Annotated in this window: 12 protein-coding genes and 1 tRNA gene; 4 read left to right on the forward strand and 9 right to left on the reverse strand. The window is 69.6% G+C overall.

The window, feature by feature from the left end; genetic code table 11:
* Positions 1-61: 61 nt before the first annotated feature.
* From cysN to AB0C33_RS33275, 9 genes are all read right to left on the reverse strand, one after another.
* Positions 62-1,324: a sulfate adenylyltransferase subunit CysN gene (gene cysN, locus AB0C33_RS33235; RefSeq protein WP_358294549.1), complete on the reverse strand. Its 1,263-nt coding sequence runs from the start codon at positions 1,322-1,324 to the stop codon at positions 62-64.
* Positions 1,324-2,238 (reverse strand): sulfate adenylyltransferase subunit CysD, encoded by a 915-nt coding sequence (gene cysD / locus AB0C33_RS33240; RefSeq protein WP_358294551.1) that lies wholly within the window; start codon positions 2,236-2,238, stop codon positions 1,324-1,326. Before cysD ends, cysN begins: the two co-directional genes overlap by 1 nt.
* Before the next feature lie 18 nt (positions 2,239-2,256).
* A complete protein-coding gene (locus tag AB0C33_RS33245; RefSeq protein ID WP_352321982.1) occupies positions 2,257-3,021 on the reverse strand; it encodes a 3'(2'),5'-bisphosphate nucleotidase CysQ in 765 nt (254 codons plus the stop codon).
* On the reverse strand, positions 3,021-4,397 hold the full coding sequence (locus tag AB0C33_RS33250) for a sugar transferase (protein WP_358294625.1): 1,377 nt from the start codon (positions 4,395-4,397) through the stop codon (positions 3,021-3,023). Before AB0C33_RS33250 ends, AB0C33_RS33245 begins: the two co-directional genes overlap by 1 nt.
* A gap of 232 nt (positions 4,398-4,629) precedes the next feature.
* On the reverse strand, positions 4,630-5,214 hold the full coding sequence (gene pth, locus AB0C33_RS33255; RefSeq protein ID WP_358294553.1) for an aminoacyl-tRNA hydrolase: 585 nt from the start codon (positions 5,212-5,214) through the stop codon (positions 4,630-4,632).
* 63 nt (positions 5,215-5,277) lie between these two features.
* Positions 5,278-5,913 carry a 50S ribosomal protein L25/general stress protein Ctc gene (locus AB0C33_RS33260; protein ID WP_358294555.1) on the reverse strand — a complete coding sequence of 212 codons (636 nt, stop codon included), beginning with the start codon at positions 5,911-5,913 and terminating at the stop codon, positions 5,278-5,280.
* Positions 5,914-6,010: 97 nt separating this feature from the next.
* A complete protein-coding gene (locus AB0C33_RS33265) occupies positions 6,011-6,988 on the reverse strand; it encodes a ribose-phosphate diphosphokinase (protein WP_352321976.1) in 978 nt (325 codons plus the stop codon).
* Positions 6,985-8,436: a bifunctional UDP-N-acetylglucosamine diphosphorylase/glucosamine-1-phosphate N-acetyltransferase GlmU gene (gene glmU / locus AB0C33_RS33270; RefSeq protein WP_358294557.1), complete on the reverse strand. Its 1,452-nt coding sequence runs from the start codon at positions 8,434-8,436 to the stop codon at positions 6,985-6,987. Before glmU ends, AB0C33_RS33265 begins: the two co-directional genes overlap by 4 nt.
* 135 nt (positions 8,437-8,571) lie before the next feature.
* Positions 8,572-8,643: transfer RNA gene (locus AB0C33_RS33275), tRNA-Gln, on the reverse strand.
* A gap of 301 nt (positions 8,644-8,944) precedes the next feature.
* On the opposite strand from AB0C33_RS33275, the gene AB0C33_RS33280 reads away from it, so the two are divergent.
* The 4 genes from AB0C33_RS33280 (at position 8,945) to AB0C33_RS33295 (ending at position 13,783) form a co-directional block, all read left to right on the forward strand.
* Complete coding sequence (locus tag AB0C33_RS33280) at positions 8,945-9,883, forward strand: acyl-CoA desaturase (protein ID WP_358294559.1); 939 nt, start codon at positions 8,945-8,947, stop codon at positions 9,881-9,883.
* Between the two features lie 79 nt (positions 9,884-9,962).
* Complete coding sequence (locus tag AB0C33_RS33285) at positions 9,963-10,832, forward strand: TetR family transcriptional regulator (protein WP_358294627.1); 870 nt, start codon at positions 9,963-9,965, stop codon at positions 10,830-10,832.
* A 55-nt stretch (positions 10,833-10,887) separates the two neighbouring features.
* Entirely contained in the window at positions 10,888-12,948 is a 2,061-nt protein-coding gene (locus AB0C33_RS33290) for an RNA degradosome polyphosphate kinase (RefSeq protein WP_358294561.1), read from the forward strand.
* Positions 12,938-13,783: an NUDIX hydrolase gene (locus AB0C33_RS33295; protein ID WP_358294563.1), complete on the forward strand. Its 846-nt coding sequence runs from the start codon at positions 12,938-12,940 to the stop codon at positions 13,781-13,783. The genes AB0C33_RS33290 and AB0C33_RS33295 overlap by 11 nt, the downstream gene beginning before the upstream one ends.
* Positions 13,784-13,787 lie beyond the last annotated feature (4 nt).

Raw genomic sequence — 13,787 nt, forward strand, 5'->3', positions numbered from 1 at the left:
GCAAAGATCTACCGAAACGGCGAACGGCCCGGCGTGGTCTCGCCGGGCCGTTCTGGGACGCTCAGCTGGCGTCGATGATCATGCCTGCGCCGACCGTGCCGTTGGTGGCCTCGTCCACGAGGATGAAGCCGCCGGTCAGCCGGTTGCGGGCGTAGTCGTCGACGAACAGCGGCTGGGTGACCCGCAGCGAGACCCGGCCGATCTCGTTCAGGCCGAGGGCGGTGGCCGCCTCGTCCCGGTGCAACGTGTTGACGTCGAGCCGGTAGTGCAGGTCGCGCACCAGCGCCCGCGCCGTGCGGGTGGTGTGCTTGATCGTCAGCTTGGTGCGCGGGGTCAGCTTGAGGCCGTCGGCCATCCAGCAGACCATGGCCTCCAGCTCCTGGGCCGCGTGCGGCTGGTTGTTGGGCCTGGCGATCATGTCGCCGCGCGAGATGTCGAGGTCGTCCTCGAAGCGCAGCGTGACCGACATGGGCGGGAACGCCTCCTCCACCGGCCCGTCGAACGTGTCGATCGAGGCGATCCGCGTGCTCAGCCCGGACGGCAGGTGGGTCACCTCGTCGCCCGGCTTGAGGACCCCGCCCGCGACCTGGCCCGCGTAGCCGCGGTAGTCGTGGAAGGCGTGGTCGGTGGCCTTCTGCGGACGGATCACGTACTGGACGGGGAAGCGCACGTCGACCAGGTTGCGGTCGGAGGCGATGTGCACGTTCTCCAGGTGGTGGAGCAGCGACGTGCCGAGGTACCAGGGCATGTTCTCCGAACGCGAGACGACGTTGTCGCCGTTGAGCGCGGAGATCGGGATGAACGTCAGGTCGCTCACGTTGAGCTTGGAGGCGAAGGAGGTGAACTCCTCCCGGATCTCCTCGAACCGCTCCTGCGAGTAGTCGACCAGGTCCATCTTGTTCACGGCCAGCACCAGGTGCGGCACGCGCAGCAGCGAGGTCAGGAACGCGTGCCGGCGCGACTGCTCCAGCACGCCCTTGCGGGCGTCGATGAGGATGATCGCCAGGTCGGCCGTGGAGGCGCCGGTGACCATGTTCCTGGTGTACTGGATGTGGCCGGGCGTGTCGGCGATGATGAACTTGCGCTTGGGCGTGGCGAAGTAGCGGTAGGCCACGTCGATCGTGATGCCCTGCTCGCGCTCGGCCCGCAGGCCGTCGGTCAGCAGCGACAGGTCGGTGTACTCGGTGCCGCGGTCGCGGGAGGTGCGCTCGACCGCTTCGAGCTGGTCCTCGAAGATGGCCTTGGAGTCGAAGAGCAACCGTCCGATGAGGGTGGACTTGCCGTCGTCGACGCTTCCCGCGGTGGCAAAGCGGAGAATGTCCATCAGAAGTAGCCCTCTCGCTTGCGGTCCTCCATGGCGGCCTCGGACGAGCGGTCGTCGGCCCTGGTGGCCCCCCGCTCGGTGATCCGGGTGGCCGCGATCTCCTCGATGATCTCCTCGACCGTGGCGGCCGTGGACTGCACGGCGCCGGTGCAGGTCATGTCGCCGACCGTGCGGTAGCGCACGACGGCCTCGAACAGCGGCTCGTCGTCGCCGCGGGACACGACGTCGGAGTCGGGCAGCAACATGCCGTCGCGCTCGAACACCTTGCGGGTGTGCGAGAAGTAGATCGAGGGGATCTCGATGCCCTCACGCCGGATGTAGTCCCAGATGTCGAGCTCGGTCCAGTTGGACAGCGGGAAGACCCGGATGTGCTCGCCCTTGCGGATGCGGGAGTTGTACAGGTTCCACAGCTCGGGGCGCTGGTTCTTCGGGTCCCACTGGCCGAAGTCGTCGCGGAAGGAGAACACGCGCTCCTTGGCGCGGGCCTTCTCCTCGTCACGCCTGGCGCCGCCGAAGACGGCGTCGAACTCGTGCTCCTCGATCGCGTCGAGCAGCGTGGTGGTCTGCAGGCGGTTGCGCGAGGCGCGCCGGCCGGTCTCCTCGACCACCCGGCCGCTGTCGATCGACTCCTGCACGCTGGCCACGATCAGGCGTGCGCCCAGCTCGTCGGAACGGCGGTCGCGGAACTCGATGACCTCGTCGAAGTTGTGCCCGGTGTCGACGTGCATCAGCGGGAACGGGATGGCCGCGGGCCAGAACGCCTTCTCCGCGATGCGGAGCATGACGATCGAGTCCTTGCCGCCGGAGAAGAGCAGACACGGCCGCTCGAACTCCGCCGCCACCTCGCGCATGATGTGAATGGCCTCGGCTTCGAGTACGTCGAGCTGCGACGTCGTGTAGTCGCGCTGGAGCATGGGCGCTTCCTCCGGCGGTTAGCGATGCAGGTCCCGAATTCCGGCGAGCAGGGATGTCGCCAGCTCCGGTAGGGAAACCAGGATATCCGGTAGTGACGGGTCGGCTTGGTTGTAGGTCAGCTCCGAGCCGTCGACGCGGCTGGCGAACGCCCCGGCCGCCTGCGCGACGGCGACGGGGGCCGCGGAGTCCCACTCGTACTGGCCGCCGGCGTGCACGTACGCCTCGACCTCGCCGGTGAGCACCGCGGAGATCTTCGCCCCCGCCGAGCCGATCGGCACCAGGTCGGCGCCCAGCAGATAGGCCAGCTTCTGGACGAACTCCGGCGGACGGGTGCGGCTCACCGCGATGCGGAAGCGGCCCTTCTCGAAGGCCGGCAGGGCGGGCGGCTCGGCGGTGGTCAGCGTACGGCCCTGGGCGGGCAGCGCCACGGCGCCCGCGGTCAGCTTGCCGCGCTCCCACAGCGCGACGTGCACCGCCCAGTCGGCCCGGCCCTCCTCGGCGAACTCGCGCGTGCCGTCGAGGGGATCGACGATCCACACGCGCTCGGCGCCCAGCCGGCGCGGGTCGAGCCGCTCCTCGCGGGTGGCCTCCTCGGACAGGACACTGTCACTGGGACGCAACCGTGCCAGCGCCTCCATGAGGAACACGTGCGCGGCCCGGTCGCCCTCCGCGCGCAGCGCCGCGGAGTCGCCGAACCCGGTGCGCTCGCGAACCTGCAGCAGCCTCTCGCCCGCCTCCGTCGCCAGGTCGCCGGCCACGGCGTGGTCGTCGCGAATCGTCATCAATATGCTCCTTGCCCGCGGGCGACGGCCGACCAAGTCTTCCACAGGATCTGCAGGTCCAGCGTGAGGGACCAGTTCTCCACGTAACGCAGGTCGAGACGGACGGATTCCTCCCACGATAGGTCAGATCGCCCGCTCACTTGCCACAGCCCGGTCAGCCCCGGACGCACCAGAAGCCGTCTGCGCACGTCGTCACCGTAGCGCGCCACCTCCTCCGGAAGGGGCGGGCGGGGGCCGACGAGCGACATGTGTCCGAGCAGCACGTTGATGAGCTGGGGCAGCTCGTCGAGGGAGTGGCGGCGCATCAGCGTGCCGAGCGGCGTGACGCGCGGATCGTTGCGGATCTTGAACAGCACGCCGTCGTGGTCGCTGACGAGAGTGATCTTCTGCTGCTCCGAGCCGCGCCGCATGGTACGGAACTTCAGGATCGTGAACGGCCTGCCATCCTTGCCGATGCGGGTCTGGCGGAACAGCGCGGGCCCCGGGCTCGTGCCGCGCACGGCCATGGCCAGGGCCGCCAGCAGCGGCGACAGCAGCACCAACAGCGCGGCGGCGACGACGCGGTCGAAGACGTTCTTGACCAGTTGCCGGGCGCCGGTCAGCTCGGGGTGCTCGACGTGCAGCAGCGGCAGCCCGGCGGCCGGCCGGATCATCGTGCGCGGGCCGGCGACGTCCATCAGGGCGGGGGCTACCACCAGCTCGGTGTGGGTGCGCTCCAGCCGCCAGGCCAGCCGGCGCAGCGCGTCGCCGTCCATCTCGGGGCAGGCCAGCACCGCCACGGTGTCGGCGCGCACCTGGTCGACGACCAGCGGCACGTCGCCGAAGTCGCCCGCGACGGGCACCTCGGTCAGCACCCCGGGCGGCTCGCCGTAGGGCAGACAGGCGGCCACGACGTCCATGCCGTGATGGCGCTCCCTGCGGAAGAGGTGGACCAGCTCGGCAATCGAGGCCGGATGGCCGACCGCGACCACCCGGCGCATGCAGGCCCCGGCCGCCCTGCGCCGGTTGAGCGAGCGCCGCAGCAGATAGCGGGCGACCAGCGTGAGCAGCGTGACCAGGGGCAGCGCGAGCACGACGTAGCCGCGCGCGACGTCGGTCTTGGTGACGTACGAGCCGATCGCGGTGGCCGCGGTCAGCGCCACGCCGGCGTGCACGACGCGGCGGAACTCCTCGGAGCCGACGCCGATCATGCGGGGCTCGTAGGCCCGGTTGAGCGCGACCGCGCAGATCCACACCCACGGCAGCGCCACGCTGACCAGCAGGTACGGCAGCACGTAAGGGGTGAACCCGCCGAACCTGCCGCAGAAGGCGGCGGCGGATCCGATGCCCGCCCCGCACAGATCGCCCACCACGGCACGGAACCGGTAGGAACGCATCCACGCCGGAGTCACCGGGCTGACCCGCCACGAGAGGGCCTCGCCGGACTTCACGGGCTCTCCTGCCTCACTCCGTGAGGCGGCCTCGGTCGCCAAATGCCGTCTTCCCCCGCTCCGCTCCCGCCGTCGCTCCGGGCGGTGGCACGCCTCTGTGTGCCCGTTCCCGAACAGACAGTCACCGATGCTAGCCGCGCGTGCGGCGCGACAGGCGGCGAACGGTTCTATGCGGCGATCAGCGCGGAGGGCCGGAAATGTGCAGATCAGTCCGGTGGAAGTCGTTCTGGGTGGCTTCCAGGCCACGGGCCATGAGCGACTCGACGACGTCGGCGCCCCGGTCGACGAGGAAGGGCAGATCCTTGCGCTCGACGGTGGCGAAGTCGCGGAGCACGAAGGTGGCCGGGTCCATGCGGCCGGGCGGCCGGCCGATGCCGAAGCGCACCCTCAGGTAGTCGCGGGTGGCGAGGACCTTGGTGATGGACTTGAGCCCGTTGTGGCCGTTGTCGCCGCCGCCGAGCTTGGCCCGCAGCGCGCCGTAGGGGACGTCGAGCTCGTCGTGGACGACGATCAGCCGGTCGGGGCCGATCTTGTAGAAGTCGGCGAGCGCCTTGACCGGCCCGCCCGACAGGTTCATGTACGTCAGCGGCTTGGCCAGCACGGCCGCCCGCGTCTCCAGCACCTCGGACCTGCTCTTGTGCGCCTTGAAGCGCCCGCCGGCCCGCGCGGCCAGCTCGTCGAGCACCATGAAGCCCGCGTTGTGCCTGTTACCCGCGTATTCGGGCCCCGGATTGCCCAGTCCGACGATCAGCCAGCGGTCCATGTGCGCTCCCCTTACAGCGGAACGGGGGCGGCCTCGCGCCACCCCCGTTTTCGCGGTACGTGCTTACTCGGCGGCGGCCTCGGCGCTCTCGCCCTCGCCCTCGCCCTCGGCCTCGGCGGTCTCGCCCTCGGCGGCCTCGGCGGCCTCCGCGGCGGGCTCCTCGGTCGGCTTGGCGATGACGTGGAGGACCACGGCCTCGGGGTCGGCGGCCAGCGTGGCGCCCGACGGCAGGTCGAGCTGCGCGGCGGTGATCACGGTGCCGACCTCCATGCCCTCGACGTCGACCTCGACGCCGGTCGGGATGTGGGTGGCCTCGGCCTCGACGGCCACCGAGACGAGCTGCTGGTCGAGCAGGCCCTCGGAGTTGACGTCGCCGGTGGTGGTGACCGGGATCTCGACGGTGACCTTCTCGCCGCGCTTGACCAGGAGCAGGTCGACGTGCTCGACGAAGCCCTTGATCGGGTCGCGCTGCACGCCCTTGGGCAGGGCCAGCTCGTCGACGCCGTCACCCTGGAGGCGGATCAGCACGTTGGGCGTGCGGAGGGCCAGCAGCACCTCGTGACCGGGCAGGGTCAGGTGCTTGGGGTCGATACCGTGCCCGTAGAGGACGGCGGGCACCTTGTCGGCGCGACGGATCTTGCGGGCGGCGCCCTTGCCGAACACCGTGCGCGGCTCGGCGGCGATACGTACTTCAGACATGACATCTCCTAGGGATGCAGAGATCGGATTGTGGCGCGCTCCCCCTCACCCGCCCTAGCGGAAGGCGTTACGAGCGCAACCCGTACAGCTTACTCGCTCAGGTGTCGCCCTCGAACAGGCTCGTGACGGAGCCGTCGGTGAAGACCTCGGTGACGGCGCGGGCGATGAGCGGCGCGATCGAGAGCACCGTCAGCTTGTCGAACCGCTTGGCCTCCGACAACGGCAGCGTGTTGGTCACGATGACCTCGGAGATGCGCGAGTTCTTCAGCCGGTCGACGGCGGGGTCGGAGAAGACCGCGTGGGTGGCGGCGACGATGACGTTGGTCGCGCCCTGCTCGTAGAGGGCGTCGGCGGCCTTGCAGATCGTGCCGGCGGTGTCGATCATGTCGTCGATCAGCACGCAGGTGCGCCCGCTGACCTTGCCGACGACCTCGCTGACCTTCACGGAGTTGGCCACGTCGAGGTCGCGGCGCTTGTGGATGAAGGCCAGGGGCGTGCCGAGGGTGTCGGCCCAGCGCTCGGACAGGCGGACGCGGCCGGTGTCGGGCGAGACGACGGTCGTGTTCTCCAGGTCGAGCTTGTTCTTCAGGTAGCTCTCCAGGACCGGCATCGCGAACAGGTGGTCGACGGGACCGTCGAAGAAGCCCTGGATCTGCGAAGTGTGCAGGTCGATCGACATGAGCCGGTCGGCGCCGGCGGTCTTGAACAGGTCGGCCATCAGCCGGGCCGTGATGGGCTCGCGGCCGCGGCCCTTCTTGTCCTGGCGGGCGTAGCCGAAGAACGGCATGACCACGGTGATGCGCTTGGCCGAGGCCCGCTTGAGCGCGTCGACCATGATGAGCTGTTCCATGATCCACTTGTTGATGGGACCGGTGTGGCTCTGGATCACGAACGCGTCGCAGCCGCGGACGGACTCCAGGTAGCGGGCGTAGATCTCGCCGTTGGCGAAGTCGATCAGTTTGGTGGGGGTGAGTGAGACGCCGACGTGCTCGGCGACCTCTTCGGCCAGCTCTGGATAGGCCCGGCCGGAGAAGAGCATGAGGTTCTTCTCGCCCGGCTGTTTGATGCTGGTCACTGTTCGTTCTCCTGCTGTGCTCGCTCGGCCAGCGCCCGTTCGGCGGCGGCGGCCGACTTGGTGCCCGCGCGCTTGCGCAGGACCCATTTCTCGATGTTGCGCTGTCGCGCCCTGGCCACGCCCATCGCCCCTGGGGGTACGTCGCTGACGATCACGGATCCGGCCGCGGTGTTGGCGCCTTCGCCGATCGTCACGGGGGCGATGAGCATGGTGTCGCAGCCGACGAACGCGCCGTCGCCCACGGTGGTGTGGTGTTTGTCGACCCCGTCGTAGTTGACGAAGACGGTGGAGGCGCCGATGTTGACGTCTTCCCCGATGGTGGCGTCGCCGGCGTAGGTGAGGTGGGGCACCTTGGAGCGCTCGCCGACCTTGGTGTTCTTCATCTCGACGAACGTGCCCGCCTTCGACCTGCGGCTGAGCACGGTGCCGGGGCGCAGGTAGGCGTAGGGGCCGACGCTGGCCTCGGGGCCGATCTCGGCGTCGTCGCAGACCGCGTTGCGCACGACGGCGCGCTCGCCGACGCGGGTGTCGGTCAGCGTGGTGGCCGGGCCGACCTCGGCTCCGGCGCCGATGACCGTGCGGCCGTGGAGCTGGGTGCCGGGGTGGACGACGGCGTCGGGCCCGATCTCGACGCCCACGTCGACCCACGTGGTGGCCGGGTCGACGACGGTGACGCCGGCGCGCATGTGCTGCTCCAGCAGCCGCTGGTTGAGCACCTTGCGGGCGAAGGCGAGCTGGACGCGGTCGTTGACGCCCTCGACCTCGACGTAGTCGGCGGCCACGCAGGCGCCGACCCGGTGGCCGTCGCCGCGCAGGATGCCGAGGACGTCGGTGAGGTACTCCTCGCCCTGGGCGTTGTCGGTGGACACGCGCTTGACGGCGTCGGCGAGCAGCAGGCCGTCGAAGGCGTAGATGCCGGAGTTCATCTCCTTGATCGCGCGCTGCTCGTCGTCGGCGTCCTTCTCCTCGACGATCTCCAGCACGGCGCCGGAGGGGTCGCGGACGATCCGGCCGTAGCCGGTCGGGTCGGGCACCTCGGCCGTCAGCACGGTGACCGCGTTGCCGTCGGCGGCGTGCTTGGCCAGCAGCGTGGCGAGCGTGCGGGCCTGCATGAGCGGCACGTCGCCGTAGGTGACCAGGATCGTGCCGGCGATCGTGCCGACCTCTTCGAGCACGGTGCGGACGGCGTGGCCGGTGCCGCGCTGCTCACGCTGGACGACGGCGCGCGCGTCGGGGCTGGTGGCGGCCAGATGGCCGCCGACCTGTTCGAGCGCGTGGCCGATGACCACGATGAGCCGCTCGGGATCGAGGTCGCGGGCGGCGGCGAGCATGTGGTCGACCAGCGCGCGGCCGCACAGCTCGTGGAGGACTTTCGGGGTCTGGCTCTTCATCCGGGTGCCCTCGCCCGCGGCGAGGACGATGACGGCTGCCGGGCGCGGCACACTCACGGACTGAGGCTCCCTGTGACTGGACGGATCAGGGTCGTCGGCGCGGCTACCGCGCCGCAACCCTCCCGACACCGTGAGGATACCTGCCCGGTTCGGAACTCTCTCGCGCGGGGAGTCGCGGGATGGCTGTCAAGGCTCCCGGAAGAGGACTCGAACCCCTACAAAGTGGACCAAAACCACTTGTCCTGCCGATTAGACGATCCGGGACGGACCGGACGCCGTGGCGTCCGACACAGCCCCTACGATACCGAGCCCGCACGGGCGTATGCGCCCCCAATTCTCTCGCACATCTCCAGTGCCGCGAATACCGGGGACACGCGGGGGTAGTCGGCGCGCTGGTCACATAACAGACCGCCCCAAAAGCCGCAAGCCACGAAACCCACTCACCTGGGCGCGCCGGCCGTCAGCTAAGTGACATCCACACTTAGGGCTTCCTTACTTACGATGGCGTAGGTTACGGTGGCGTAGCCTGGACATTCATCCTCATACATGTCGTTGGAGGTAGCCCATGACCGTTCTCGCCGAGCGTTCCTCCCCCGCCCCGAAGCCCGACTTCGAACCCGAACCGAAGTCCAGGGCAGAGATCATCACGTTCGCACTCGTGGTCGGACTGCCCCTGGTCGCGCTCGCGGCGGCGGTCCCGCTGGCCTGGGGATGGGGACTCGGCTGGACGGACATCGTCATCGCCTTCGTCTTCTACGTCGTCTCCGGGCTCGGCGTCACCGTCGGGCTCCACCGCTACTTCACGCACGGCTCGTTCAAGGCCAAGCGGCCGCTGAAGATCGCGTTGGGCATCGCGGGCAGCCTGTCGCTGGAGATGTCCGTGCTGGACTGGGTGGCCACGCACCGCAAGCACCACAAGTTCTCCGACAAGGAGGGCGACCCGCACTCGCCGTGGCGCTTCGGCCCCGGCTTCAGGTCGATGTCCAAGGGCCTGCTGTACGCCCACATGGGCTGGCTGTTCGAGAGCGAGCGCACCAACCGCGAGAAGTACGCCCCCGACCTGTGCAAGGACGAGGACATCCAGAAGCTGCACAAGTGGTTCCCCACGCTGGCCCTGGTCTCCGTCCTGCTGCCCGGCGTGCTCGGCCTGCTGCTGACCTGGTCCTGGCAGGGCGGCCTGACCGCGCTGTTCTGGGGCTCGCTGATCCGCATCGGCCTGCTGCACCACGTGACCTGGTCGATCAACTCGATCTGCCACGTCTTCGGCGAGGAGTCCTTCCAGACGCGTGACAAGTCGCGCAACGTCTGGTGGCTGGCCATCCCGTCGTTCGGCGAGTCCTGGCACAACCTGCACCACTCCGACCCCACCTGCGCCCGGCACGGCGCGCTCAAGGGCCAGATCGACCTCAGCGCCGGCCTGATCCGCCTGTTCGAACGGGCGGGCTGGGTGTACGACGTGCGCTGGCCGACGCCAGAACGCCTGGCGGCGAAGCGCATTGCCTGACGAGAATCAGCCGATGAACGGCCATTCGTCCGTGGCCGTCATTATGGAACCCGTGACCGAACCCCGATCTCGCAGGCGCATGTCCGGTAGAGAGCGCAGAGAGCAGCTGATCCGGATCAGCCGCACGCTGTTCGCCGAGAAGGGGTTCGACGGGACCTCTATAGAGGAGATAGCCGCCACCGCGCAGGTGTCGAAGCCTGTGGTGTACGAGCATTTCGGCGGCAAGGAAGGCGTCTACGCGGTCGTCGTCGACCGCGAGATGCAGAAGCTGCTGGGCATGATCACCTCGGCCCTCGCCGCCTCCCACTCCCTCATCAAGCTGGAGCGGGCCGCCCTGGCCCTGCTCCAGTACATCGAGGAGAGCAGCGAGGGCTTCCGCATCCTGGTGCGCGACTCGCACGCGGCCTCGGGCACGGGCACGTTCGCCAGCCTGATCAGCGAGATCGCCAGCCAGGTCGAGGACGTCCTGGCCGACGAGTTCGCCGGCCGCGGCTACGACCCCAAGCTCGCCCCGATGTACGCCCAGATGCTGGTCGGCATGGTCGCGCTGACCGGCCAGTGGTGGCTGGACGTGCGCAAGCCGGGCCGCGAGGAGGTCGCCGCGCACCTGGTGAACCTGGCCTGGAACGGACTGACCGGGCTCAACCCGAGCCCGGTCATCTCGGTGGCCACCCGCAACCAGGCCGCCGCCGCCGCCAAACCGCGCGTCAGCGACAAGGATCTGCGCGAATTCGAGAAGGCCCGCGAGAAGGAGCTCAAGGAAGCCGAGAAGCTTCGCCAGCGAGAGTTGCGTGACGCGGAGAAAGCCCGGGTACGAGAGTTGAAGGAGCGCGAGCGGCTGCTGAAGGAGGCGGAGAAGGCCCGCGAGCGCGAGGAGAAGATCCGTCAGCGGGAGGCCAGGCTCGCCGAGCGCGCCGCACGCCTGGAGCAGGCCGAACAGCCAGAGTGAGTTCGTTGCGGCTACGTTAACGTTCCGTTCAACCAATCGGGGCAATATAGGCCATATGTCCGCGGAACCGCTGCAATCGGGAAACGACCTGCCCCTGCCACAGGAGCGGTTCCTCAACCGCGAGGAAAGCTGGCTCCAGTTCAACGAGCGCGTCCTCGAACTGGCCGAGGACCCGTCGGTCCCGCTGCTCGAACGGGTGCGCTTCCTGGCCATCTTCGCCAGCAACCTGGACGAGTTCTTCCGCGTACGGGTGGCCGGCCTCAAGCGGCGCATGGCCACCGGGCTGCTGCTGCGCACCAAGAGCGGGCTGAAGCCGCGCGAGGAGCTGGCCCGGATCGCCACGATCGCCGACTCCCTGGCCAAGCGGCACGCCGCCGCCTTCCACGACCGCGTCTGCCCCCAGCTCGCGACCGAGGGCATCGAGATCGTCCGGTGGGACGACCTGGGCCGCGAGGAGCGCACGGAGCTGCGCAAGCTGTTCAGGGAGCGGATCAGGCCGGTGCTGACGCCGCTGGCGGTCGATCCGGCGCACCCGTTCCCCTACATCTCCGGGCTCAGCCTCAACCTGGCCGTGCTGGTGCGCAACCCGATCACCGACCACACCGTCTTCGCGCGGGTGAAGGTGCCCTCGCAGCTCCCCCGGTTCGTGCCGGCGTCGAAGGACCGGTTCGTGCCGCTGGAGGACGTCATCGCGGCGCACCTCGGCCAGCTCTTCAAGGGCATGGAGATCCTCCAGCACCACGTCTTCCGCGTCACCAGGAACGAAGACCTCGACGTCGACGAGGACGTCACCGAGAACCTCATGCAGGCGCTGGAGAAGGAGCTGCTCAAGCGGCGGTTCGGGCCGCCCGTGCGGCTGGAGGTCGAGGAGACGATCACGCCGGAGGTGCTGGCCCCGCTCATCGAGGAGCTGGAGCTGGCCCCGCACGAGATCTACCGGCTGCCCGGCCCGCTCGACCTGACCGGCCTGCACGCCATCGCCGACCTCGACCGCGGCGAGCTGAGCTTCCGCCCGTTCGTGCCGGCCGAGGTGATCAACGCCGAGGACGACCTCTTCTCCACCCTGCGCGAGCGCGACGTGCTGCTGCACCACCCGTACGACTCGTTCGCGACCAGCGTGCAGCGTTTCATCGAAGTGGCCGCGGCCGACCCGCGGGTGCTGGCGATCAAGCAGACCCTCTACCGGACCAGCGGCGAGTCCCCCATCGTCGACGCGCTGATCGACGCGGCCGAGGCGGGCAAGCAGGTCGTCGTGGTCGTGGAGATCAAGGCCCGTTTCGACGAGCACGCCAACATCTCCTGGGCCAGGAAGCTGGAGCGGGCCGGCTGCCACGTGGTCTACGGCGTGGTCGGCCTGAAGACCCACTGCAAGCTGGCCCTCGTCGTACGGCAGGAGCCCTCGGGCGAGCTGCGCCGCTACTGCCACATCGGCACCGGCAACTACAACCCCAAGACGGCCCGCCAGTACGAGGACTTCGGCCTGCTCACCGCCGACCCGCTGGTGGGCGAGGACGTCACCGACCTGTTCATCCACCTGACCGGCTACTCCAACCACTCGGCCTACCGCCGGCTGCTGGTCGCGCCGCACTCGATGCGCAGCGGCCTGCTGGCCAGGATCGACCGCGAGATCGCCCACCAGCAGGCGGGCCGCCCGGCGCGGATCAGGATCAAGACGAACTCGCTGGTGGACGAGCCGATCATCGACGCGCTCTACCGGGCGTCCAGGGCGGGGGTGCCGGTGGACCTGTGGGTGCGCGGTATCTGCATCCTTCGCCCAGGAATCCCCAATTTGTCCGAAAATATCCGCGTAAGGTCGGTCTTGGGGCGCTTTTTGGAGCATTCCCGCGTGTACGAGTTCGGCCTCGGCAGGCGTCCCGAGGTATGGATCGGCAGCGCCGACCTGATGCGCAGGAATCTCGACCGCCGGGTCGAGGCCCTGGTCAAGGTGACCTCCCAGCAGCACAAGGCGTACCTGATCGAGCTGATGGACCTGGCCATGGCCGACACCACGAACGCGTGGTGGCTCAACTCCGACGGCACCTGGATCCGCCACCAGGGCGAGGACCTGCAGAGCCATCTCATCGGCACCAGGCGATGGAGGACCGTTGACGACTGACCTGCTCCGGGCCGCCGGAGCCGTGGTCTGGAGGGGCGCGGAGAGCAGCCCCGAGGTGGCGGTGATCCACCGACCGCGCTACGACGACTGGACCTTCCCCAAGGGCAAGCTGGAGAGCGGCGAGCACGTCATCGCCGCCGCCCTGCGCGAGGTCACCGAGGAGACCGGCCTGACGGCCGTCCTGGGCCGGGCCCTGCCGCCGATCCACTACCTCAGCGGCGGCCGGCTCAAGCGCGTCGACTACTGGACGGCGCGGGTCGCCTCCGACGCCGGCTTCGAGCCGGGCGACGAGGTGGACGGGCTGCGCTGGCTGCCCGTCGACCGGGCTCGCGAGCTGCTGACCTACGAGTGGGACGCCGGGCTGCTGCGCGCCCTGGCCGCCGCGCCGCTCGCGACCGTGCCGCTGGTGCTCGTCCGGCACGCCACGGCCGGGTCCAGGAGCCGGTGGGACGGCGACGACGCGCTGCGCCCGCTGGACGACCACGGCGGCTCCCAGGCCGCCGCCCTGGCCACCGTGCTGCCCGCCTACCGGCCCGAGCTGCTGGTCAGCTCGCCCAGCCGGCGGTGCGTCCAGACGCTGGAGCCGTACGGGGCCGAGATCAGGGCCGAGATCAGGACCGAGCCGCTGCTCAGCGAGGAGGGCCAGGACCCGCACAAGACGCCGGACCTGGTCGGCGACCTCGCCGTGCCCGCCGCCGTGTGCAGCCACGGCAAGGTCCTGCCACACCTGATCCACGCGCTGAGCGGCAAGGACGTGCACCTGCGCAAGGGCGCGTTCGCGGTGCTGCACCGGGTCGGCGGGCACGTCGTCGGCGTGGAGCGCTACGCGACCTGACGGC

This window comes from Nonomuraea sp. NPDC048881, assembly GCF_040649795.1.
In the GTDB taxonomy this organism is placed as follows: Bacteria; Actinomycetota; Actinomycetes; order Streptosporangiales; family Streptosporangiaceae; genus Nonomuraea.